Origin of the sequence: Renibacterium salmoninarum ATCC 33209 (assembly GCF_000018885.1) — a bacterium.
Taxonomy (GTDB): Bacteria; Actinomycetota; Actinomycetes; order Actinomycetales; family Micrococcaceae; genus Renibacterium; species Renibacterium salmoninarum.
In genome coordinates this window covers 1894891-1916787 of sequence record NC_010168.1, presented here as the reverse complement: position 1 = coordinate 1916787, position 21897 = coordinate 1894891, and the positions used below count along the sequence as shown (strand labels likewise).

Annotated in this window: 33 protein-coding genes; 29 read left to right on the top strand and 4 right to left on the bottom strand. The window is 56.6% G+C overall.

Annotated features, from left to right (window positions below; genetic code table 11):
- Nucleotides 1-15 precede the first annotated feature (15 nt).
- The 3 genes from fusA (at nucleotide 16) to RSAL33209_RS19270 (ending at nucleotide 3791) form a co-directional block, all read left to right on the top strand.
- Nucleotides 16-2130 carry an elongation factor G gene (gene fusA / locus RSAL33209_RS09600; RefSeq protein WP_012245570.1) on the top strand — a complete coding sequence of 705 codons (2115 nt, stop codon included), beginning with the start codon at nucleotides 16-18 and terminating at the stop codon, nucleotides 2128-2130.
- Nucleotides 2131-2255: 125 nt separating this feature from the next.
- The gene (gene tuf, locus RSAL33209_RS09595; protein WP_012245569.1) at nucleotides 2256-3446 is read left to right on the top strand and encodes an elongation factor Tu; all 1191 of its coding nucleotides are present in this window, start codon (nucleotides 2256-2258) and stop codon (nucleotides 3444-3446) included.
- A 219-nt stretch (nucleotides 3447-3665) separates the two neighbouring features.
- Nucleotides 3666-3791 carry a hypothetical protein gene (locus RSAL33209_RS19270; RefSeq protein WP_012245568.1) on the top strand — a complete coding sequence of 42 codons (126 nt, stop codon included), beginning with the start codon at nucleotides 3666-3668 and terminating at the stop codon, nucleotides 3789-3791.
- 3 nt (nucleotides 3792-3794) lie between these two features.
- On the opposite strand, the gene RSAL33209_RS18745 is transcribed toward RSAL33209_RS19270, so the two are convergent.
- The 3 genes from RSAL33209_RS18745 to RSAL33209_RS17555 form a co-directional block, all read right to left on the bottom strand.
- Complete coding sequence (locus tag RSAL33209_RS18745) at nucleotides 3795-4223, bottom strand: MFS transporter (protein WP_012245567.1); 429 nt, start codon at nucleotides 4221-4223, stop codon at nucleotides 3795-3797.
- Nucleotides 4224-4232: 9 nt separating this feature from the next.
- Nucleotides 4233-5054, bottom strand: coding sequence for an MFS transporter (locus tag RSAL33209_RS09590; RefSeq protein ID WP_233494167.1), 822 nt, complete (start codon nucleotides 5052-5054; stop codon nucleotides 4233-4235).
- A 131-nt stretch (nucleotides 5055-5185) separates the two neighbouring features.
- The gene (locus RSAL33209_RS17555; RefSeq protein ID WP_012245565.1) at nucleotides 5186-5347 is read right to left on the bottom strand and encodes a hypothetical protein; all 162 of its coding nucleotides are present in this window, start codon (nucleotides 5345-5347) and stop codon (nucleotides 5186-5188) included.
- A 119-nt stretch (nucleotides 5348-5466) separates the two neighbouring features.
- Between RSAL33209_RS17555 and rpsJ the strand changes: the two genes are divergently transcribed.
- The 24 genes from rpsJ to RSAL33209_RS09475 all read left to right on the top strand — a co-directional run bounded on the left by rpsJ (nucleotide 5467) and on the right by RSAL33209_RS09475 (nucleotide 19203).
- Entirely contained in the window at nucleotides 5467-5775 is a 309-nt protein-coding gene (rpsJ, locus tag RSAL33209_RS09585) for a 30S ribosomal protein S10 (RefSeq protein WP_003803825.1), read from the top strand.
- A 19-nt stretch (nucleotides 5776-5794) separates the two neighbouring features.
- The gene (gene rplC, locus RSAL33209_RS09580; RefSeq protein ID WP_012245563.1) at nucleotides 5795-6457 is read left to right on the top strand and encodes a 50S ribosomal protein L3; all 663 of its coding nucleotides are present in this window, start codon (nucleotides 5795-5797) and stop codon (nucleotides 6455-6457) included.
- 4 nt (nucleotides 6458-6461) lie between these two features.
- Nucleotides 6462-7142, top strand: coding sequence for a 50S ribosomal protein L4 (gene rplD / locus RSAL33209_RS09575; RefSeq protein ID WP_012245562.1), 681 nt, complete (start codon nucleotides 6462-6464; stop codon nucleotides 7140-7142).
- A 23-nt stretch (nucleotides 7143-7165) separates the two neighbouring features.
- Nucleotides 7166-7462 carry a 50S ribosomal protein L23 gene (gene rplW / locus RSAL33209_RS09570; protein WP_041685539.1) on the top strand — a complete coding sequence of 99 codons (297 nt, stop codon included), beginning with the start codon at nucleotides 7166-7168 and terminating at the stop codon, nucleotides 7460-7462.
- A 28-nt stretch (nucleotides 7463-7490) separates the two neighbouring features.
- Complete coding sequence (gene rplB / locus RSAL33209_RS09565) at nucleotides 7491-8330, top strand: 50S ribosomal protein L2 (RefSeq protein WP_012245560.1); 840 nt, start codon at nucleotides 7491-7493, stop codon at nucleotides 8328-8330.
- 12 nt (nucleotides 8331-8342) lie between these two features.
- Entirely contained in the window at nucleotides 8343-8624 is a 282-nt protein-coding gene (gene rpsS, locus RSAL33209_RS09560; RefSeq protein WP_012245559.1) for a 30S ribosomal protein S19, read from the top strand.
- 38 nt (nucleotides 8625-8662) lie between these two features.
- Nucleotides 8663-9028, top strand: coding sequence for a 50S ribosomal protein L22 (rplV, locus tag RSAL33209_RS09555; protein ID WP_012245558.1), 366 nt, complete (start codon nucleotides 8663-8665; stop codon nucleotides 9026-9028).
- Nucleotides 9029-9877, top strand: a complete 849-nt coding sequence (gene rpsC / locus RSAL33209_RS09550) for a 30S ribosomal protein S3 (protein WP_012245557.1) — start codon at nucleotides 9029-9031, stop codon at nucleotides 9875-9877.
- Entirely contained in the window at nucleotides 9878-10294 is a 417-nt protein-coding gene (gene rplP / locus RSAL33209_RS09545) for a 50S ribosomal protein L16 (RefSeq protein WP_012245556.1), read from the top strand.
- A gap of 2 nt (nucleotides 10295-10296) precedes the next feature.
- On the top strand, nucleotides 10297-10638 hold the full coding sequence (gene rpmC / locus RSAL33209_RS19265) for a 50S ribosomal protein L29 (protein WP_012245555.1): 342 nt from the start codon (nucleotides 10297-10299) through the stop codon (nucleotides 10636-10638).
- A 23-nt stretch (nucleotides 10639-10661) separates the two neighbouring features.
- Nucleotides 10662-10952: a 30S ribosomal protein S17 gene (rpsQ, locus tag RSAL33209_RS09535; protein WP_114597724.1), complete on the top strand. Its 291-nt coding sequence runs from the start codon at nucleotides 10662-10664 to the stop codon at nucleotides 10950-10952.
- A 127-nt stretch (nucleotides 10953-11079) separates the two neighbouring features.
- Nucleotides 11080-11817, top strand: a complete 738-nt coding sequence (locus RSAL33209_RS19660; protein WP_080503801.1) for a hypothetical protein — start codon at nucleotides 11080-11082, stop codon at nucleotides 11815-11817.
- Nucleotides 11818-11845: 28 nt separating this feature from the next.
- Nucleotides 11846-12673 (top strand): molybdopterin-dependent oxidoreductase, encoded by an 828-nt coding sequence (locus tag RSAL33209_RS19655; RefSeq protein ID WP_012245552.1) that lies wholly within the window; start codon nucleotides 11846-11848, stop codon nucleotides 12671-12673.
- Between the two features lie 274 nt (nucleotides 12674-12947).
- Entirely contained in the window at nucleotides 12948-13316 is a 369-nt protein-coding gene (rplN, locus tag RSAL33209_RS09525; RefSeq protein ID WP_012245551.1) for a 50S ribosomal protein L14, read from the top strand.
- A 2-nt stretch (nucleotides 13317-13318) separates the two neighbouring features.
- On the top strand, nucleotides 13319-13687 hold the full coding sequence (gene rplX / locus RSAL33209_RS09520) for a 50S ribosomal protein L24 (protein WP_012245550.1): 369 nt from the start codon (nucleotides 13319-13321) through the stop codon (nucleotides 13685-13687).
- Nucleotides 13684-14265, top strand: a complete 582-nt coding sequence (rplE, locus tag RSAL33209_RS09515) for a 50S ribosomal protein L5 (protein WP_012245549.1) — start codon at nucleotides 13684-13686, stop codon at nucleotides 14263-14265. Before rplX ends, rplE begins: the two co-directional genes overlap by 4 nt.
- A gap of 94 nt (nucleotides 14266-14359) precedes the next feature.
- On the top strand, nucleotides 14360-14758 hold the full coding sequence (gene rpsH, locus RSAL33209_RS09510; RefSeq protein ID WP_012245548.1) for a 30S ribosomal protein S8: 399 nt from the start codon (nucleotides 14360-14362) through the stop codon (nucleotides 14756-14758).
- An 18-nt stretch (nucleotides 14759-14776) separates the two neighbouring features.
- Nucleotides 14777-15313, top strand: a complete 537-nt coding sequence (gene rplF, locus RSAL33209_RS09505; RefSeq protein WP_012245547.1) for a 50S ribosomal protein L6 — start codon at nucleotides 14777-14779, stop codon at nucleotides 15311-15313.
- A 2-nt stretch (nucleotides 15314-15315) separates the two neighbouring features.
- Entirely contained in the window at nucleotides 15316-15699 is a 384-nt protein-coding gene (rplR, locus tag RSAL33209_RS09500; RefSeq protein WP_012245546.1) for a 50S ribosomal protein L18, read from the top strand.
- A gap of 44 nt (nucleotides 15700-15743) precedes the next feature.
- Nucleotides 15744-16412: a 30S ribosomal protein S5 gene (gene rpsE / locus RSAL33209_RS09495; protein WP_041685537.1), complete on the top strand. Its 669-nt coding sequence runs from the start codon at nucleotides 15744-15746 to the stop codon at nucleotides 16410-16412.
- Nucleotides 16412-16624: a 50S ribosomal protein L30 gene (rpmD, locus tag RSAL33209_RS09490; RefSeq protein WP_012245544.1), complete on the top strand. Its 213-nt coding sequence runs from the start codon at nucleotides 16412-16414 to the stop codon at nucleotides 16622-16624. The genes rpsE and rpmD overlap by 1 nt, the downstream gene beginning before the upstream one ends.
- 2 nt (nucleotides 16625-16626) lie before the next feature.
- The gene (gene rplO / locus RSAL33209_RS09485; protein ID WP_012245543.1) at nucleotides 16627-17142 is read left to right on the top strand and encodes a 50S ribosomal protein L15; all 516 of its coding nucleotides are present in this window, start codon (nucleotides 16627-16629) and stop codon (nucleotides 17140-17142) included.
- A gap of 154 nt (nucleotides 17143-17296) precedes the next feature.
- A complete protein-coding gene (gene secY / locus RSAL33209_RS09480) occupies nucleotides 17297-18625 on the top strand; it encodes a preprotein translocase subunit SecY (RefSeq protein WP_041685535.1) in 1329 nt (442 codons plus the stop codon).
- On the top strand, nucleotides 18622-19203 hold the full coding sequence (locus tag RSAL33209_RS09475) for an adenylate kinase (protein ID WP_012245541.1): 582 nt from the start codon (nucleotides 18622-18624) through the stop codon (nucleotides 19201-19203). The genes secY and RSAL33209_RS09475 overlap by 4 nt, the downstream gene beginning before the upstream one ends.
- Before the next feature lie 181 nt (nucleotides 19204-19384).
- Here RSAL33209_RS09475 and RSAL33209_RS09470 read toward each other — a convergent pair whose 3' ends face one another.
- Complete coding sequence (locus tag RSAL33209_RS09470; protein ID WP_012245540.1) at nucleotides 19385-20533, bottom strand: acyl-CoA dehydrogenase family protein; 1149 nt, start codon at nucleotides 20531-20533, stop codon at nucleotides 19385-19387.
- 253 nt (nucleotides 20534-20786) lie between these two features.
- On the opposite strand from RSAL33209_RS09470, the gene RSAL33209_RS19260 reads away from it, so the two are divergent.
- Nucleotides 20787-21395 carry a CoA transferase gene (locus RSAL33209_RS19260; protein WP_049758957.1) on the top strand — a complete coding sequence of 203 codons (609 nt, stop codon included), beginning with the start codon at nucleotides 20787-20789 and terminating at the stop codon, nucleotides 21393-21395.
- Nucleotides 21368-21880 carry a CoA transferase gene (locus tag RSAL33209_RS19255; protein ID WP_080503800.1) on the top strand — a complete coding sequence of 171 codons (513 nt, stop codon included), beginning with the start codon at nucleotides 21368-21370 and terminating at the stop codon, nucleotides 21878-21880. The genes RSAL33209_RS19260 and RSAL33209_RS19255 overlap by 28 nt, the downstream gene beginning before the upstream one ends.
- Nucleotides 21881-21897 lie beyond the last annotated feature (17 nt).

Below are 21897 nucleotides of genomic sequence, written 5' to 3'. Positions count from 1 at the left end.
AATTAGGGAGACACCGTGGCACAGGACGTGCTTACCGACCTCAACAAGGTCCGCAATATCGGCATCATGGCGCACATTGATGCCGGTAAGACCACTACTACCGAGCGCATCCTTTTCTACACGGGTGTGAACCACAAGATCGGCGAAACCCACGACGGCGCTTCGACGACCGACTGGATGGAGCAGGAGAAGGAACGCGGCATCACCATCACCTCCGCCGCGGTGACTTCTTTCTGGAACGGTAACCAGATCAACATCATCGACACCCCGGGACACGTTGACTTCACCGTTGAGGTGGAGCGTTCATTGCGTGTACTCGACGGCGCCGTTGCTGTTTTCGACGGCAAAGAAGGTGTGGAGCCGCAGTCTGAGACTGTTTGGCGCCAGGCTGATAAATACGAGGTACCTCGTATTTGCTTCGTGAACAAGATGGACAAGCTGGGTGCTGATTTCTACTTCACCGTAGACACCATCATCAACCGCCTTGGTGCCAAACCGCTGGTTATCCAGCTGCCTATCGGCGCTGAGAACGATTTCGTTGGTGTTGTTGACTTGCTCGAAATGCGCGCACTGGTTTGGCCTGGCGACTCCAAGGGTGATGTCACCATGGGTGCTAAGTACGAAGTTCAGGAGATCCCCGCGGATTTGCTGGAGAAGGCACAGGAATACCGTGCAGCCCTCGTTGAGGCCGCTGCCGAAGCTTCCGAAGAACTCATGGAGAAGTACCTCGAAGGCGAAGAGCTGACCGTTGCTGAGCTCAAAGCTGGCATCCGTAAGCTGACCATCGCTTCTGAGATCTACCCAGTCCTTTGTGGCTCCGCGTTCAAGAACCGTGGTGTGCAGCCGATGCTGGACGCCGTCGTCGACTTCTTGCCGTCTCCGCTTGACGTTCCGCCGATGATCGGTCACGATCCTCGCAACGAAGAGACCGAGATGACTCGCAAGCCGAGCACCGACGAGCCGTTCTCGGCTCTCGCGTTCAAGGTTGCTACCCACCCGTTCTTCGGCCAGCTGGTCTTCATCCGGGTTTACTCGGGTCAGATCGCTTCCGGCACCCAGGTCATCAACTCGACCAAGGGTAAGAAGGAGCGCATCGGAAAGCTTTTCCAGATGCACGCCAACAAGGAGAACCCGGTAGAAGAGGCCCTGGCAGGTCACATCTACGCGGCCATCGGCTTGAAGGACACCACTACCGGTGACACCCTCGCGGATATCACCAACCCGATTGTGCTTGAGTCCATGAGCTTCCCGGAGCCGGTTATCTCGGTTGCTATTGAGCCGAAGACCAAGGGCGATCAGGAAAAGCTTTCTACGGCTATCCAGAAACTCTCCGCTGAGGATCCGACTTTCCGGGTTAACTTGGACGAAGATACTGGCCAGACCATCATCGCCGGCATGGGCGAGCTTCACCTGGACATCCTGGTGGATCGCATGCGTCGCGAGTTCCGGGTTGAGGCCAACGTTGGTAAGCCGCAGGTTGCCTACCGTGAAACCATTCGCCGCAAGGTGGAGAAGCACGATTACACGCACAAGAAGCAGACCGGTGGGTCCGGCCAGTTCGCAAAGATTCAGATTGCGATCGAGCCTTTCACTTCGGAAGAAGGCGTCTTGTACGAGTTCGAAAACAAGGTCACCGGTGGCCGTGTTCCTCGTGAATACATCCCCAGCGTTGATCAGGGTATCCAAAGTGCCCTCACCGATGGTGTGCTCGCTGGTTACCCGGTTGTCGGCATCAAGGCGACGCTGCTCGACGGCGCTTACCATGACGTTGACTCCTCCGAAATGGCCTTCAAGATCGCCGGTCGTATGGCGTTCAAGGAAGCTGCTCGGAAGGCTGATCCGGTTCTGCTCGAACCACTGATGGAAGTTGAAGTCCGTACGCCTGAGGAATACATGGGCGATGTTATCGGTGACCTCAACTCTCGTCGTGGCCAGATGCAGTCCATGGAAGATGCCAGTGGCGTCAAGGTCATCCGGTCCTTGGTTCCGTTGTCCGGAATGTTCGGTTACATCGGCGATCTGCGGTCTAAGACCCAGGGTCGTGCCGTGTACTCGATGCAGTTCGACAGCTACGCCGAGGTCCCGAAGGCAGTTTCCGACGAGATCATCCAGAAAGCCCGTGGCGAGTAGGCTTTTTTAGCCCGCTCCACCGCAATTTCAAAAAATCAATTGACCACCAGTAGACTTGCTAAGATTTCAGTGACGAAAAGCGTCCTGAAGAGAAAGTCTTCTGATATACGTTCTAGGAGGAACTTGTGGCAAAGGCAAAGTTCGAGCGGACTAAGCCGCACGTTAACATCGGAACCATCGGTCACGTTGACCATGGAAAGACCACGTTGACGGCTGCCATTTCCAAGGTGCTTTATGACAAGTACCCGACACTCAATGAGCAGCGTGACTTCGCTTCCATCGACTCGGCTCCCGAGGAAAAGCAGCGCGGTATCACCATCAATATCTCGCACGTTGAGTACCAGACCGAGAAGCGTCACTATGCACACGTTGACGCCCCCGGCCACGCTGACTACATCAAGAACATGATCACCGGTGCTGCTCAGATGGACGGCGCAATCCTCGTGGTTGCCGCTACTGACGGCCCGATGGCTCAGACTCGTGAGCACGTTCTGCTCGCCCGCCAGGTTGGCGTTCCCTACCTGTTGGTTGCGCTGAACAAGTCAGACATGGTTGAGGACGAAGAACTTCTCGACTTGGTCGAAATGGAAGTTCGTGAGCTGCTCAGCTCGCAGGAATTCGATGGCGACAACGCTCCTGTTGTTCGCGTTTCAGGCCTGAAGGCTCTGGAAGGCGACCCGCAGTGGGTCAAGTCTGTTGAAGACCTGATGGAAGCTGTTGACGAGAGCGTGCCGGACCCGATCCGCGACAAGGACAAGCCGTTCTTGATGCCGATCGAAGATGTTTTCACGATCACTGGTCGTGGAACCGTTGTTACCGGTCGCGCTGAGCGTGGCACCCTTGCTATCAACTCCGAGGTTGAGATCGTTGGCATCCGCCCGATCCAGAAGACCACGGTTACTGGTATCGAGATGTTCCACAAGCAGCTTGACGAAGCATGGGCAGGCGAGAACTGTGGTCTGCTGTTGCGCGGTATCAAGCGTGAAGACGTAGAGCGTGGCCAGGTTGTCGTCAAGCCGGGTTCCATTACCCCGCACACCGACTTCGAGGCTAACGTCTACATCCTGTCCAAGGATGAAGGCGGACGTCACAACCCGTTCTACTCGAACTACCGCCCGCAGTTCTACTTCCGTACCACTGACGTGACCGGCGTCATCACCCTTCCTGAGGGTACTGAAATGGTCATGCCTGGCGATAACACTGAGATGACCGTTGCGCTCATACAGCCAATCGCAATGGAAGATGGCCTCGGCTTCGCTATCCGCGAAGGCGGCCGCACCGTTGGTTCGGGCCGCGTTACCAAGATCATCAAGTAATTTTTGATCTGACGTTCTGAAAAGCCCCGGTTCGCCTAGCGAGCCGGGGCTTTTTCATGCTCAAAATCAGACCGCGATAGCTAGACGTATTCGGGATAGCAAGAAGGCCTGTTTCCTTGCTATCCCGAATACGTCTAGCTATCGTGACTGGCGAGTCTGGGGCGTCACCGAGCTCCACCCAGGGCTGGTAGAAAGGCCACCAAGAAAGGGGATCATCACATGGGGTTCTTGATTTTTCTCATCGTCGTCGTTGTTCTGGTCGGCGGATGCTTTGTGGTCCGAAAGACATTCGGCAAAGAGATTGAGCGTTATAAGCGGATCCGTCGCTCCAAGGGCCAAGACTAAAGCTTAAGCTACGGATTTAACCCGGCTGACCGCTATGGCGCCTAATAAGGTGCAGAGGCCGGCTAGCACAAATAGCCCAGTAAATCCGTTGAATGCGGCAACTGCACCAGCGCCAATCAAGGGACCCAGTGCTTGTGGCACTGACGTTGCAATGTTCATGATGCCAAGGTCCTTTCCTCTAGTAGCTGGATCGGGTAGCACTTGGGTGGCCAAGGCTTGATCGACGGAGAGGAAGCAGCCGTAACCGAAGCCAAGCAGCGCGGCTGCGACGAGAGCGACGCCGAAAACTGGCACGAAAGCAAGCAAGAGCGCCGCCACCGCCTGAATCAACGCTGAGGCAAACACATATGGCTTCCGGCGCCCAGATTTGTCTGACAACCGTCCCAAGAGTAGCGAGGCAATGATGACAAAGACCTTGTAAACCAAGGTCAAAATGATGAGTTAATCCTGGGCATCGTCCATTTTGAGGCCGAATTCCAGAAAGAACAGCAGCAGACTGGTACCCAGTGCATTGCCTACATTGACTAAGATTCGGCTCAATAATGTCCAGCCGAAATCCGCATAGACGCGTGGACTGATCCAGAACCCTTCAATAAGAGTTCGCATGGTCAGCGGGGGCAAAATTCCTTTGTCTAATCTTGCGTCCGGCATCAAGATAAGGAACGGGGCAACGAAAATAACTAGTAGTACGGCCATTGCGGCATAGCCAGCGATCGTGTCGACAAAAAGTGCGGTGACCAAGACCAAGCCAACAATCACGCCAACGGCTTGCGGCGCGGACATCCAGCCGGAAACGAAACCGCGTTGGTTCACTGGAACTTGATCCGAGATGCAAGCAGTCAACGCGGCAGTCAAGATGCAGAAACCTATGAGCGAAATGCTCCAAAAGATTCCAACGCCGACCATCGATTGTTGGAAAGACAGCAGCAGCAATCCGATGGCAAATACCAATGTTCCGACGGCGATCCAGGGCCGACGCCGGCCGAACCGGGACGTGGTCCGATCCGAGAGTGCCCCGGTGAGCGGGTAAGCGATCAAGGCGCAGACGCCGGCAATGCCCGAGATGATGCCAAAGGTAACGACATTGGTGACCCATTCCGAGGTCTGCAAAATGTCTTGAATCTGTGCCGGCAGCAGAAGCTGAACTGGCGCGAGCTGTGCCATCCAAATACCGAACCAGGCGACAGCGAAGAGCGTAATCCACCGACCGGTGACCTTTCGGGTTGGCTCAGCCAATGCCGAAGGTGCCAAGATGCTTGTCATGGAGAACAGCATGACATGTGATGTTACTCACGGGTAGTACTTTGACGAACTTCCTTGGTCAACCGACCCACTTTCTTGAAAATCAGCGTCCATACCAGCACGATTGGTATTTCTCCAGTAAATCCGGCATACTAGATGAGTTGTTCAAGCGCTTCTTCGCGTACCCGTCCGGATAATGCCGGGTGTGAGGGTCCAAGCTGAAGCCCATACATAACCTGCCAACCCTTTTTGATCGGCGTCGTCTGCGTGAAAATCGCGACACGCCAGACCGCGGGGGTCGGAGCCTGAGGCATTGAGGAACCCGGAATTATCCGGATTCAGTGTCTGCGGGTGGCGCTAACTAGAAGTGCCAGTAAGTCAACTAGAGCAGCAAGAGCAAGCTGAAGTTCCACAAGAGAAGAGAGCCAAAGCCATGGCGGGACAAAAAATCCGCATCCGGCTGAAGTCGTATGACCACGAGGTCATTGACGTTTCAGCCCGGAAGATCGTTGAGACGGTCACGCGTGCAGGCGCAACTGTAGTCGGCCCTGTGCCGCTGCCAACGGAGAAGAACGTGTACTGCGTTATCCGTTCGCCGCACAAATACAAAGACAGCCGCGAGCACTTTGAAATGCGCACGCACAAGCGTCTTATCGACATCATTGACCCCACGCCGAAGGCTGTTGACTCGCTTATGCGCCTCGACCTGCCGGCTGACGTGAACATCGAAATCAAGCTCTGAGGGAGGTGCTGAGAAAACTATGACCGCGATCCGTAATGTAAAAGGAATCCTGGGCACGAAGCTCGGCATGACTCAGGTCTGGGACGAGAACAACAAGCTCGTGCCGGTTACCGTCGTTCAGGCTGATTCCAATGTCGTCACCCAACTGCGTGACGCCGCCAAAGATGGCTACACCGCCGTTCAGATCGGCTACGGCCAGATCGATCCGCGTAAAGTCACCAAGCCGCTTGCTGGCCACTTCGAGAAGGCCGGGGTTACCCCGCGTCGTCACGTCGTCGAGCTGCGCACCAATGACTCAGACGCTTACTCGCTGGGCCAGGAGCTCTCCGTGGAGATCTTCGAAGCCGGCCAGAAGGTCGACGTCGTTGGTACCTCTAAAGGCAAGGGCTTCGCCGGTGTCATGAAGCGTCACGGCTTCCACGGCGTTGGTGCCTCGCACGGTGCCCACAAGAACCACCGTAAGCCTGGTTCAATTGGTGGCGCCTCGACCCCCAGCCGTGTTTTCAAAGGCCTCAAGATGGCAGGCCGCATGGGTGGAGAACGTCACACCACGTTGAACCTCACGGTTCACGCGATTGACGCTGAGAAGTCCCTGCTGCTCATCAAGGGTGCCATCCCCGGCGCTCGTGGCCGGGTCGTCCTCGTCCGCACTGCGGTCAAGACCACAGTGAAGGGAGCATAAGACCATGGCTACTAAGACTGTAAAAGTCGAACTGCCCGCAGAGATCTTCGATGTTCAGACCAACGTGCCGTTGTTGCACCAGGTCGTCGTCGCACAGCTCGCTGCAGCCCGTCAGGGCACGCAGAAAACCAAGACCCGCGCTGAAGTTTCCGGTGCAGGCCGCAAGCCGTTCAAGCAGAAGGGCACCGGCCGGGCTCGTCAGGGCTCCATCCGTGCTCCGCACATGACCGGTGGTGGCGTTGTCCACGGCCCGACCCCGCGTGACTACTCGCAGCGGACCCCCAAGAAGATGAAGGCAGCTGCTTTGCGCGGCGCTCTGTCTGACCGGGCTCGCAACGAACGTATCCATGTTGTCGCTGAACTAGTTGCCGGCACCAAGCCTTCCGCTAAAGAGGCCCTCGCAACTTTGCGCGGCGTTTCCGAGCGTAAGAACCTCTTGGTTGTCATCGAGCGTGCGAACGACGTTGCTGCGTTGTCCGTACGCAACCTGGCTGACATCCACGTCCTGTACGTGGATCAGCTCAACACCTATGACGTGCTGATCTCCGACGACGTCGTCTTCACCAAGACTGCCTACGAGGCTTTCGTTTCCGGCACTGCCGCGAGCGATGCTTTCGGTGCGGGTGCTCCGGTTGAAGAAATCTTCGAAGCTGATGCAGTTGAGACTGAGGAGGCCGGCAAGTGACCAACGCAGTTGCTAACTCGGCGATTTACAACAAAGACCCTCGCGACGTTGTGCTTGCACCCGTCGTTTCGGAAAAGAGCTACGGCCTAATCGACGAAGGTAAATACACCTTCTTGGTTGACCCGCGCTCGAACAAGACCGAGATCAAGTTCGCCGTGGAGAAGATTTTCTCCGTCAAGGTGGATTCGATCAACACCATCAACCGTGCCGGTAAGCGTAAGCGGACCAAATTCGGATGGGGACAGCGCAAGAACACCAAGCGTGCAATTGTCACCCTCAAAGAAGGCACAATCGACATCTTCGGCGGTCCGCTTTCATAAGCGGAGACCACTTTAACGAGGAAAAATCATGGGAATCCGTAAATACAAGCCGACAACCCCGGGCCGTCGTGGCTCGAGCGTTGCCGACTTCGCAGAAATCACGCGGTCGACGCCGGAGAAGTCTCTGGTTCGTCCGTTGCCCAAATCGGGCGGCCGTAACAACTCCGGCAAGATCACTACCCGTCACAAGGGTGGTGGACACAAGCGCCAGTACCGTCTGATCGACTTCCGTCGTCACGACAAGGACGGCGTTAATGCCAAGGTTGCGGAGATCGAATACGATCCGAACCGTACCGCTCGCATTGCACTGCTGCACTACGTTGATGGCACCAAGCGTTACATCATCGCCCCGAACAAGCTCAAGCAGGGTGACTTTGTTGAGGCTGGTCCGTCCGCGGATATCAAGCCCGGCAACAACCTGCCGCTGCGCAACATCCCCGTGGGTACCACTATCCACGCGGTGGAGTTGCGTCCGGGTGGCGGTGCCAAAATGGCACGTTCGGCTGGCGCTTCGGTGCAGCTGGTTGCCAAGGAAGGCCGCTTCGCTCAGTTGCGTCTGCCCTCCGGCGAAATCCGCAACGTTGACGTGCGCTGCCGCGCAACCGTCGGCGAGGTTGGTAACGCCGAGCAGTCGAACATCAACTGGGGTAAGGCTGGCCGTATGCGCTGGAAAGGCGTTCGTCCGACTGTTCGTGGCGTTTCCATGAACCCGGTCGATCACCCGCACGGTGGTGGTGAAGGCAAAACCTCTGGTGGCCGTCACCCCGTCAACCCGAATGGTAAGCGTGAAGGCCGCACCCGCCGCCCGAACAAAGAGAGCGACAAACTTATTGTGCGTCGTCGTCGTACTGGCAAGAACAAGCGATAGGAGCCTGGACAGATGCCACGCAGCCTGAAAAAAGGTCCCTTCGTTGACCAGCACCTCTTTGTGAAGGTAGCAAACGAAAACGAAAAGGGTACCAAGAACGTTATTAAAACTTGGTCCCGCCGGTCGATGATCATCCCCGACATGCTCGGGCACACGATCGCCGTGCACGACGGCCGCAAGCACATCCCGGTGTTCGTGACCGAGTCGATGGTCGGGCACAAATTGGGCGAATTCGCTCTGACGCGGACTTTCCGCGGCCATGTGAAGGACGACCGTAAGGGCAAGCGCCGCTAGGCGCCTGCCCTTACGGCTAAGACGAGAGAAGGAAAGCAATGGAAGCCAAGGCCATTGCGCGGCACATCCGCGTAACGCCTATGAAGGCCCGGCGCGTCGTCAACCTGATTCGTGGCAAGCAAGCGAATGAGGCCCTGGCGATTCTGAAGTTTGCCCCACAGGCAGCTTCGGAGCCGGTATTCAAAGTACTCCAGTCCGCAGTGGCTAACGCCCGCGTTCTGGCCGACCGGGACAGCGTGGCCTTCGACGAAGGCGACCTCTTCATCAGCGAAGCATTCGTTGATGAAGGCCCGACCATGAAGCGGTTCCAGCCGCGTGCTCAAGGGCGCGCATACCGCATCAGAAAGCGCACCAGCCACATCACCGTGGTTGTCGCTACACCTGCGAGCGAGGAGGACCGCTAAGTGGGACAGAAAGTAAACCCGCACGGGTTCCGACTCGGCATCACCACGAACCACGTTTCGCACTGGTTCGCGGACAGCAACAAGGCCGGCCAGCGTTACAAGGATTTCGTTCGCGAGGACATCAAAATCCGTCAACTCATGTCTACGGGCATGGAGCGCGCTGGCATTGCCAAGGTTGAAATCGAACGTACCCGTGACCGGGTTCGCGTCGATATCCACACTGCCCGCCCGGGTATTGTGATTGGCCGTCGTGGCGCTGAAGCAGACCGCATCCGCGGCGAGCTTGAGAAGCTCACGGGCAAGCAGGTTCAGCTGAACATCCTCGAGGTCAAGAACCCCGAAATGGAAGCTCAGTTGGTAGCACAGGGCATCGCAGAGCAGCTTTCTTCGCGTGTGGCTTTCCGTCGCGCAATGAAGAAGGCAATGCAGTCCGCACAGCGTGCAGGTGCCAAGGGCATCCGTGTGCAGTGTTCGGGTCGTCTCGGTGGCGCAGAAATGAGCCGTTCGGAGTTCTACCGCGAAGGTCGTGTGCCGTTGCACACCCTCCGTGCGCAGATCGACTACGGCTTTTTCGAAGCCAAGACCACCTTCGGCCGTATCGGTGTGAAGGTTTGGATCTATAAGGGTGACGTTACCGCGAAGGAACTGGCGCAGCAGGCTGCATCAGCACCTTCTCGTGGCCGTGCACCTCGTCGCGATGGCGATGACCGTGGACCCCGCAGGGAAAACTCCGGCCCGCGTCGCGATGGTGGAAACCTTCGCAGCCAGCGCAATGACCGTAACGAGAACGCTGCTGTGGAAGCTGCTCCGGCAGCCGCCGCGGTAGCTACTGAGGGGAGTGACGCTTAAATGCTGATCCCACGTCGTGTCAAGCACCGTAAGCAGCACCACCCCGGCCGTTCCGGCCAGGCAACTGGTGGTACCAAGGTCAGCTTCGGCGAGTACGGTATCCAGGCTCTGACTCCCGCTTATGTGACCAACCGTCAGATCGAGTCTGCTCGTATCGCGATGACCCGTCACATCAAGCGTGGTGGCAAGGTTTGGATCAACATCTACCCGGACCGTCCGTTGACCAAGAAGCCGGCTGAAACCCGCATGGGTTCCGGTAAGGGTTCGCCCGAGTGGTGGATCGCCAACGTCAAGCCGGGCCGAGTTCTTTTCGAACTCTCCGGTGTCAATGAAGAAGTCGCTCGCGAGGCCCTGCGCCTGGCAATCCACAAGCTGCCGCTCAAGGCACGCATTGTGCGTCGTGAAGGTGGTGAATAGAAATGGCAGTTGGAACTAAAGATCTGGCAGCGCAGAAGCTTGACGGCTTCGACAAAGAACGTCTCACCGACGAACTGCGCAAAGCCAAGGAAGAACTGTTCAACTTGCGTTTCCAGTCCGCCACTGGGCAGCTGGAGAACCATGGCCGGCTGCGTGCAGTGAAGCGCGATATCGCGCGGATCTACACCGTGCTGCGTGAGCGCGAGCTGGGTATTCGCCCAGACTTCGTCGCTGCTGTGGCGGAGGACAAGGCTGAGGCCAAGTCCAAGAAGAAGCCTGCCAAGAAGGCCGAAGAAAAAGCCGTTGAGGCTGAAGCTGAAGCTACTGAGGAGGCTGCCAAGTGAGTGAAGAGAACAAAGAGGCAACCGTGACCGCTGAAACTGTTGAGACTGAGGCTGCAACCTCGGCCCGTGGTTACCGCAAAACCCGTCGTGGCTACGTGGTTTCTGACAAGATGCAGAAAACCATCGTGGTTCAGGTCGAAGACCGTGTTAAGCACGCGCTCTACGGCAAGGTTCTGCGTCGGACCTCCAAGGTCAAGGCTCATGACGAAGAAAACTCAGCCGGTATCGGTGACTTGGTTCTGATCAGCGAGACTCGTCCGCTGTCAGCTACCAAGCGCTGGCGCCTGGTCGAGGTTCTCGAAAAGGCCAAATAAGCAATATTTACAAGAAGCCCCGATTCGTTCAACGAGTCGGGGATTCTTCGTTTGTCAGCATTTTTCGAACACTTCACAACGGACACCGGGGCTGGTGTGGTTGAAGTGACCAATGCGGCCTCAGCTGATGAGCTTTTTTGGCTTAAATGTTGTGGCGTGTTCGGGCTTGGCCGCTACCCATCTGGATGGTGCCAGGCTACGAATCGTCTGTATGAGGAAAAGCTGGATAAAACGTGCTTTATCAGGCGTCACCTCGGCACTAGCCGCATTGGGCGTAGGGGAGCTGGTCGCCTTGGCCGTGCCAGGTATAAGTTCACCGCTGACAGTTGTTGGTGCTTTCGTGGTCGACATCGTGCCACCCTGGGCCAAAGATTTTGCTATCGAAACCTTTGGTACCAACGACAAACTAGCCCTGATGGTTGGCCTAGGCGTCGTCGTTTTACTTGTTGCCGCTTTAGCCGGGCTGCTTGAACGCCCGAGGCGACCCCTGGGATCAATCAAAATCACCGTCTTCGGACTGGCCGGTGCTATAGCAGCGGCGGCTAGGGCAAATTCTTCCTGGCTGGCGGTGTTGCCGAGTTTACTCGGGGCGTTAGTTGGCATCCTGGTGCTGCAAATGCTGAGCCGAAAAGTTAGCGGCACCAAGTTGTCAATTGGGTTGTTGGATCGTCGCAGTTTTCTTCAGTTGGTCACGGCTTCTGCTGTAATTGCGGTAGCCGCTGGTGCGCTGGGTCGGATCGCTAAGCAAGCCAGCCCGTCGGTCATCGATTTTGTGCTCCCGACACCTAAGAACAGGGAGATCATTCCTGAGGGTGCAGACTTGAAGATTCCGGGACTTTCCCCCCTTTGTCACTCCGAACTCTAATTTTTATCGGATTGATAATGCCCTTCAGGTGCCGCAAATCGATACTTCTAACTGGCAGCTACGGATCTTTGGCATGGTGGATCGCGAAGTGACGATGAGCTTCGACGAGTTACTCAAGGAGCCCATGATCGAGCGAGTCTTGTCTTTGACCTGCGTATCAAATCAGGTGGGTGGTAAGTTAGCGGGCAATGCGGTCTGGATTGGGTCACCAATTCGAGATTTGCTGGCTCGGGCGGGAGTATTCTCGGATGCCGATATGGTGCTTTCCACCTCGCAAGATGGTTACACGGCGAGCACGCCGCTCGACGCGCTCACTGACCAAGCCCGTGACGCCCTATTGGCGGTGGGCATGAACGGCACACCGCTTCCAGCCGAGCATGGCTATCCGGTACGGATGGTAGTGCCGGGGCTTTACGGATACGTCTCCGCTACTAAATGGCTGGTTAGCCTTGAAGTCACTCGATTCGATCGGAAGCAGGCCTATTGGACGCCGCGTGGTTATGCTGAGAAGGCGCCAATTAAACTGGCTTCACGAATCGAAGTGCCAGGACCATTCGCCAAACTCGATAAGGGCCAGGCAGCAGTTGCCGGCACCGCCTGGGCGCAACATACCGGCGTCGCCAGCGTCGAGGTGAAAGTGGATGATGGCCCCTGGGATATGGCAGAGCTTGGCGAGGCGCCATCGAAAGACACTTGGCGGCAATGGAAATACAGTTGGCAGGCTCAAGACGCCGGCAATCACTATATCTATGTGCGAGCTACTGACGCCGAGGGCCGGATCCAGGAGTCGATGAACCACTACCCGCTGCCCGACGGAGCCACTGGATTTCACAATATTGCCGTGCTCGTCAACTGAACCCGGGCAGAAGTTTAGTCTCAAGTCGTGCTAAGATATTGAGTTTGTGTGGTCTATCCAGACCCGCGCAAAACCTCGTAAACAATCGTGCCAGTGCATACTGCCGCCCATCGCCTTTGGTGAGAAGCGGTTCAAATGTTCCTGGCATGGCTGTTTAGTCCTGCTCTGGCAAAATCCAGGCAGGTTCAGAGACACCCCCGATCAACTGTTCCGCAAGGCTCATTCTGTAAGCGTGATTTCAGCATGAGAACCAGCGAGACGACAGGAGTAACTAGTGATTCAGCAGGAGTCGCGACTCAAGGTCGCCGACAACACTGGTGCTAAGGAAATCCTTGCCATCCGTGTTCTCGGTGGATCTGGCCGTCGCTACGCAGGCATTGGTGACGTCATCGTCGCCACCGTCAAGGATGCTATCCCTGGCGGCAACGTCAAGAAGGGCGATGTGGTTAAGGCCGTCATCGTCCGTACCAAGAAGGAACGCCGCCGTGCGGATGGTTCCTACATCAAGTTCGATGAGAACGCCGCAGTGATCTTGAAGAATGACGGTGACCCCCGCGGTACCCGTATCTTCGGACCTGTTGGCCGTGAACTTCGCGATAAGAAGTTCATGAAGATCATCTCGCTCGCACCGGAGGTCTTGTAAACATGGGCAAGATCAACATCAAAAAGGGTGATCTGGTTCAGGTCATCACCGGCGCTAAGGCAGAACGTGGTGGCGACCGTGGCAAGCAGGGCAAAGTCCTGCGGGTTTTCACGGAAAGCAACCGTGTGCTCGTCGAGGGCATCAACCGTGTGACCAAGCACACCAAAGTCGGACAGTCGCAGCGCGGCTCCAAGACTGGTGGCATTGAGATCGTCGAAGCCCCGATTCACATTTCCAACGTGGCCTTGGTGGATCCGTCCACTAAGAAGACGACTCGCGTCGGTTACCGCCTCGAAACCGTTGAGCGCGATGGCCGCGAACGCGTCACCCGCGTGCGCTTCGCCAAGAGCTCCGGAAAGGATCTGGCATGAGCATCGAAACTTCTGAAGCAACTGTTAAGATCGCACCGCGTCTGAAGACCCGTTATGCGGATGAAATCAAGAAGACGTTGCAGGACGATTTCAGCTACGTCAACGTGAACCAGGTTCCACGCCTGGTCAAGGTCGTTGTGAACATGGGTGTTGGCGAGGCTGCTCGCGACTCCAAGGTCATCGACGGCGCTGTTCGCGATTTGACCCTGATCACCGGCCAAAAGCCGATGGTGACAAAGGCCCGCAAGTCGATCGCGCAGTTCAAACTGCGTGAAGGCATGCCGATTGGTGCGCACACCACGTTGCGCGGCGATCGCATGTGGGAATTCGTTGACCGTTTGGTCACCCTGGCACTGCCCCGTATCCGCGACTTCCGCGGACTTTCAGGCAAGCAGTTCGATGGCAATGGCAACTACACCTTCGGTCTGACCGAGCAGGTTATGTTCCACGAAATCGACCAGGACGCTATCGACAAGATTCGCGGTATGGACATCACTGTGGTGACCACTGCTAAGACCGACGACGAAGGTCGCGCGCTGCTTAAGGCGCTTGGCTTCCCGTTCAAATCCGAAGACTAATCAACTACTTGGTAGGTCCCGTGCTTTGTCCGGTTGAATTGTCAACCGGATCTGGACTACGCGGAAACCGCTTCGAGGAAGGGCAAGAGCCCACATGACTATGACAGATCCTGTCGCAGATATGCTTACGCGTCTGCGCAACGCAAACTCGGCACACCACGATTCCGTGAAGATGCCGTTTAGCAAGCTCAAAGGCCACGTGGCCGACATCCTGAAGGCTGAGGGCTACATCGCCAGCTGGAAGGTTGAGGATGCAGAGGTCGGCAAGAGCCTGACCATCGACCTCAAGTTCGGTCCGAACCGTGAGCGTTCCATCGCCGGCATCCGCCGGATTTCCAAGCCCGGACTGCGCGTTTACGCAAAGTCCACCAACCTGCCGAAGGTGCTGGGCGGCTTGGGCGTCGCAATTTTGTCGACGTCCTCCGGCCTGCTGACCGACCGCCAGGCTGCAAAGAAGGGCGTGGGTGGGGAAGTCCTCGCCTACGTCTGGTAAGAGAAAGGGAAAGAAGACATGTCACGTATTGGACGTCTCCCGATCTCCGTGCCTGCCGGCGTCGAGGTCAAAGTCGACGGCGCACTTGTGTCGGTCAAAGGCCCTAAGGGTCAGCTGACTCTCACGGTCTCCAACCCGATCGAGGTTGCACTGGAGGAGAGCACTCTGACGGTTTCACGACCGAACGATGAGCGTGCATCCCGTTCGCTGCACGGTTTGACCCGGACCCTGATCGCTAACCTGATCACCGGCGTCACCGAAGGCTACGAGAAGAAGCTCGAAATTGTTGGCACCGGTTACCGCGTGCTTGCTAAAGGCTCAGATCTTGAATTCGCTCTGGGCTACAGCCACCCGGTTGCCGTAAAGGCGCCGGAAGGCATCACCCTGACGGTTGAGGGCCCCACAAAGCTCTCAGTCGCAGGAATCGACAAGCAGCAGGTGGGCGAGGTTGCTGCCAACATCCGCAAGCTGCGTAAACCTGACCCCTATAAGGGCAAGGGAATCCGCTACGCGGACGAAGTTATCCGCCGCAAGGTCGGAAAGGCTGGTAAGTAATCATGGTTTTGACCATCAACAAGAACAGCAAGGGCAAGTCCCGTTCGGCTGCTCGCGGTCGTCGTCACCTGCGTGTACGCAAGCGGATTACCGGTACCGAGGCACGTCCTCGTCTGGTAGTTACCCGCTCTGCTCGTCACATTTTCGTTCAGGTTGTCGATGACAGCAAGGGCGTCACTGTAGCGTCTGCTTCTACTTTGGAAGCCGATCTGCGGACGTTCGAAGGCGATAAGACTGCAAAAGCCAAGCGCGTCGGCGAGCTCGTAGCCGACCGTGCCAAAAAAGCCGGCGTTGAAACCGTCGTATTCGACCGTGGCGGTAACAAGTACCACGGCCGAATCGCGGCAGTTGCCGACGGTGCGCGCGAAGGTGGGTTGTCACTGTGAGCGAGAACACGAATCAAGCAAGCACAGAAAGTGCAGGAAGCACTGTGTCTGAGAACACTGAAGCAACTGCTGCTACCGAAACCTCTGCGGGCTCCAACGAAGACCGCCGTGGTGGTGGACGTCGTGGCGAGCGCAACGATCGTGGTGGCCGTGGCGGCCGTGACGGTGGCCGCGACGGTGGCCGCGATGCTGAAAAGAACCAGTACATTGAAAAACTGGTAACCATCAACCGCGTAGCCAAGGTCGTCAAGGGTGGCCGTCGCTTTAGCTTCACCGCTCTGATGATTGTCGGCGACGGCAATGGTTTGGTCGGCGTCGGCTACGGCAAGGCCAAGGAAGTTCCCGCGGCTATCGCCAAGGGCGTCGAAGAAGCTAAGAAGTCCTTCTTCCGCGTTCCACGCGTGGGCAAGACCATTCCGCACCGCGTACAGGGCGAGGCCGCTGCCGGCGTCGTACTGTTGCGTCCGGCAGCTCCGGGTACTGGCGTTATCGCCGGTGGTCCAGTGCGCGCCATCTTGGAATGCGCTGGCGTTCACGACATCTTGTCGAAGTCGCTCGGCTCCTCCAACCAGATCAACATCGTGCACGCCACGGTTGCCGCATTGCGTCAGCTCGAAGAGCCGGCTGCTGTTGCAGCTCGCCGCGGTTTGCCGATGGATGAGGTTGTCCCGGGTCCGCTATTGCGTGCGATTCAGGAAAAGGCAGGTGCATAATGACCACCCCGAAGAATGTTCAGGTGTCTGAAAAGACGCTGGAAATCACTCAGATCAAGTCCACCATTGGTGGAAAGCAGAATCAGCGTGACACGCTGCGTTCACTGGGCCTCAAGCGCATCGGTCATACCGTTGTGCGCAAGGCTGATGCGGTGACCGTTGGCATGATCAACACGATTCCGCACTTGGTGAAGGTAGAGGAGGCGAAGTAATCATGGCTGAAGCTACTAAGACTAAGTCGAAAGCTGCTAAGGAAGACGCCGCTAAGGCAGAAACCGTTGAAAAGCAGAATGCGCTGAAGGTTCACCACCTGCGTCCGGCCCCCGGCGCCAAGACCGCTAAGACCCGCGTTGGTCGTGGCGAAGGCTCCAAGGGTAAGACTGCTGGTCGTGGTACCAAAGGAACCAAGGCACGCTACCAGATCAAGGCCGGCTTTGCCGGTGGCCAGCTGCCGTTGCACATGCGTTTGCCGAAGCTTCGCGGCTTCAAGAACCCCTTCCGGGTGGAGTTCCAGGTTGTTAACCTGGACAAGCTCTCCGAGCTATACCCGAATGGTGGCGAGATAACCGTTGAAAATCTGATCGCCAACGGCGCGGTTAGCAAGAATCAGCCGGTCAAGGTGCTCGGAACCGGAGAACTGACCGTCAAGGTCCAGGTCACCGTCAACGCGTACTCTGCTAGTGCGATTGAAAAGATTGTTGCTGCCGGCGGTACCGCCACGGAGCTCTAGAGCTTTGTTGTGTAGCAAGAAATGAGCTCTTGGTGGGCGGGCATTCAGCTCGCTCACCAAGAGTTTTTCGTTATCTATAGGGTCTACCCACTAGACTCGGTTGGTGGGCCACGGCGGCCCAACTTCTTCGGAACCAATAACTTCAGGAGGACGCTTGCTTTCCGCCTTTGGCCGCGCCTTTCGCACGCCTGATCTGCGACGCAAGTTGTTGTTCACGCTGGGCATCATCGTCATCTTCCGACTCGGCGCATTTGTACCCTCGCCGGGTGTGAACTATAACAACGTTCAACAGTGTCTTGCTCCCGGTGGAGGTGACACTAGCGGTGGTATTTACCAGCTAGTCAACCTCTTTAGCGGCGGCGCACTCTTGCAGGTGTCCATCTTCGCGTTGGGCATCATGCCGTACATCACGGCAAGCATCATTATTCAGCTACTGCGCGTGGTCATCCCACGTTTCCAGGAGCTACACCTCGAGGGCGGGCAGGGCCAGACTAAGCTCACCCAGTACACCCGCTACCTCACTATTGCTTTAGGCCTGCTCAACGCGACGACTTTGGTCTCGTTGGCACGTTCCGGACAGCTGCTTGGCGGCTGTGGTCAGGATGGTACGCCTTCGGCGATCATTCCGGACACCTCGATTGTGACCACTATCTTGCTCATCATTACTTTGACCGCGGGTACCGGCCTCATCATGTGGATGGGCGAGCTTGTCACCGAAAAGGGTGTAGGCAACGGCATGTCGCTGTTGATCTTTACCTCGATCGTGGCGCGCTTCCCGATTTCGCTCGGTGAAATCTGGACCAAGAGCGTTGGTCAGTTCTTCATTGTGATTGTGCTGGGCATAGTGGTGATGGCACTGGTTATTTTCGTCGAACAGTCGCAAAGACGCATTCCTGTTCAATACGCGAAACGGATGATCGGTAGACGCACCGTCGGAGGTACTACGACGTACATTCCGATCAAGGTCAATATGGCTGGCGTTGTGCCCGTGATCTTTGCTTCGTCGTTGCTTTACCTGCCAGCTTTGATTGCGCAGTTTGCTCGTGGCAGTGACCCGGCCAATGTGCCGGCCTGGGCTACCTGGATCACGGACAACCTGACCAAGGGTGACCACCCGATCTACATGGTCTTGTACTTCTTGATGATTCTGTTCTTCACCTACTTCTACGTGGCGATCACCTTCAACCCTGAAGAAGTATCGGACAACATGAAGAAGTACGGCGGCTTCATTCCCGGTATCAGGGCGGGCAAGCCTACGGCCGATTACCTGCAGTATGTGCTTTCGCGGATTACGCTTCCCGGTGCAATTTATCTGGGCTTGGTCGCGCTCATCCCGTTGATTGCTCTAGTGCTTATCCAGGCCAACCAGAACTTCCCTTTCGGCGGCACATCGCTGCTGATTATGGTTGGCGTCGGCTTGGAGACGGTGAAGCAGATTGACGCACAGTTGCAACAACGGCACTACGAAGGGCTTTTGCGATGACCAGAATGCTGATTGTAGGGCCTCCTGGATCTGGCAAGGGCACGCAAGCTGAGTGGATTTCGGATCGTTTGGGCATTGTTGCCATTTCGACTGGTGATATTTTCCGGGCGAATGTCAAAGGCGAAACTCCGCTGGGCCTAGAAGCTAAGAAGTACATGGATGCTGGGGACTATGTCCCGGATTCGGTAACCAACAAGATGGTTCGCGACCGGTTACAGCAAGAAGACGTACAGCATGGCTTCTTGCTAGATGGTTATCCGCGGACCTCGGCTCAGGTTAATGAGCTTGATGACATCTTGAGTGCCGGTGGCGAAAAGCTCGACGTCGTCTTGCAGCTCACCGCTGATGACGAGGAACTGGTGCGTAGGCTTTTGGGCCGAGCAAAAGAATCCGGTCGTAGTGATGACGATGAGAAGGTCATCCGGCACCGTTTGAATTTGTACCACACGCAGACCGAAGCGGTTGTTGTTCGTTACCAGAAGCTAGGGCTGCTAGCTAAGGTAGACGGCATCGGCGCCATCGATGAGGTCACTGACCGAATCATGGCAGCAATAGACGGCGTGCGCGCAGCAAAATAGCTTTACTGTTCCAATAGATAACGACGGCGGGCCCGGCATTCAAGTGCTGGGCCCGCCGTCGTTATCTGGTTTTCGAAATTGTTGGCTCGCTCTTGCCCACTCTGGCTGAACATCCATGGGCAGCAGGCAGCCCTCCCCACTTTTCTGGCTCAGCCGTGGGCTGGAACATCCGCTCTGAAGCTTAGAGGCTGCGCGAAATGAGTTCTTTCATGATCTCGTTCGTGCCACCATAGATCTTCTGCACCCGAGCGTCGGCGAAGATTCTGCCGATCGGGTATTCCTCCATGTAGCCATAGCCACCGAAGATCTGCAGGCACCTATCAGCCACGATGTTTTGCTGCTCGGTGAGCCACCATTTAGCCTTCGACGCCGTCGGTACGTCCAGTTCACCCACGATGTGTTTGGCAACGCATTCGTCGTGGAAGGCCCAGGCGATCGAGGCGATAGTGTCGCACTCGGCTAGTACGAACTTGGTGTTCTGGAAACTCAAAATCGGTTTACCGAAGGCTTGACGCTCTTTGGCGTACTGCACCGCGAGCTGCCCCGATTTCTCGATGTTCGCTGCTGCCATGGTTCCGATCAGCAAACGCTCCTGCCCTAGCTGCTGCATCAGTTGAATGAAGCCCTTATTCGGCTCACCGCCCAGCAAATTCTCGGCCGGCACCCGGACGTCGTCGAAGAACAGCTCACAAGTATCCTGACCGTGTTGGCCAATCTTGCGCAGATTCCGTCCACGCCGGAAGCCCTCAACCTTATCGGTTTCGACGGCGATCAAGGAGATGCCACCGGATCCGCCTTCTTCGGTCGTTTTGGCAACGACGACAATGAAGTTACTCAGGAAGCCATTGGTGATGAAGGTTTTGGCGCCATTGATGACGTACTCTTTGCCGTCCAATTTGGCGCTGGTGCGCACCGACTGCAGATCGGAGCCAGTGCCCGGCTCAGTCATCGCAATCGCGCCGATGTATTCGGCCGTGGCCATTTTTGGCAACCAGTTCTGTTTCTGCGCTTCGGTGCCATAGGCGTTGAGGTAGTGCGCCACGATCACATTGTGCAAGGACGCACCGAAGGACGGTGCGAGTGCACGCATCTGCTCGGTAACCACCACTGCCTCGTGTCGGTAGTCACCACCGCCGCCACCGTATTCTTCCGGGATACTCAGGCAGTGCATGCCGAGCTCGCCGGCTTTTGTCCACAGCTCGCGGTCCACGTGCTGTTGCTCATTCCAGCGTTCTTCGTTGGGAGCGGCCTCTTTGGTGTAAAACTCTCTGGCCAGATCTGCCAAGGCGTCAAGATCCTCGTTCATCCAGCTAGGGCGGTGCAAGCTCATAAAAACTCCTCGTTGAGTATCCGTAGTCCGCTAGGCGGGTGGGGCATTCAATGGCGAGACTACTCTCACCGCTCCATACGACGTGCGCCTATCTGTACTTTACTCTCGGTATAGCTACAAATGATTGACCATATAAGTGAATCGAAAATAGGCTTGCGTCTATTAGGATACTGGATGTGTACATGGTTAGCACGCGTACCATGACATTAATGTTCGTGCCGCGAAAATTCACGATGGAGTGAGGCTCTGCACTATGACTCAAGAACATGGCTCAAAACCGCTGGCGGGATTGCGAGTACTGGAGATGGCTGCGATTGGTCCAGTGCCGCACCTTGGCACGATCTTGCTGAATATGGGCGCTCAGGTCACAGTGATCACTAGGCTAGAGTCGGGGCCCTACGATTTTCTGCACAGTTTTTACGCTCAAGGCAAAGAGCATGTTGCCGTGGACCTCAAAGATCCCACCGGGCAAGCGAAGGTCTTGGAGCTGATGCGAAACGCAGACGTTTTGGTAGAGGGGATGCGGCCGGGTGTTATGGAACGGCTTAGTCTTGGCCCGGAGCAGGCGCTTGAGGCAAATTCTGAGCTGATCTTTGCGCGAGTGACTGGCTACGGCCAGGGCGGACCCCTAGCACAGGATCCGGGACATGACATTAACTACATTGCCCAGTCGGGGGCGTTGAATGCATTCCGTCGTGGCAGTGGTAAGCCGATGCCGCCAATCAATGTTGCTGGAGACTTTGCCGGCGGCTCGATGCATGGCGTGATCAGTATTCTGGCCGCGCTGTGGGGAAGCGATCAGGGAATCCCGTTGAGCAAGTGTTGGATATTGCGATGGTGGACGGTTCAGCTGCTTTGCTGACTATGCATAAGAACTTTGCTGAGGTGCTTGGGCCTGGTGTTTCGGATCCATTGGCGAATACCCCCTTCTATGACGTTTACGAGACGGCGGACGACGGCGAATATGTTGCGGTAGGCGCAATGGAGCCGCAGTTCTTCAGTCAGCTGCTAGTGGCTACCGGAATCGACTTCCCGGACGACGGGAGCAGAGATGATCCGGCAAGCTGGCCTGAGTTGGCGGAGAAGTTGGCCGCTGCGTTTCGGGCGAAGAGCCGGTTGGACTGGGCCAGAATCGGGCATGAGGCCGGCGCTTGCCTTTCGGCTGTCTGGAGCCTCGAGGAATCCGAAAATCACCCGCATATGCGGTACCGGATCGAGCGGCAACGTGAGCAGGGCGGAACTGGGGGGGAGCGCTACATCCAAGCCTATATGCCTGAAACCTTAGCGCACTCTTGTAAACTAAGTGAATACGTAATAGGCTTCCATCTAAGCATCTCAATGACATGATGGAGGTCACAATGAAT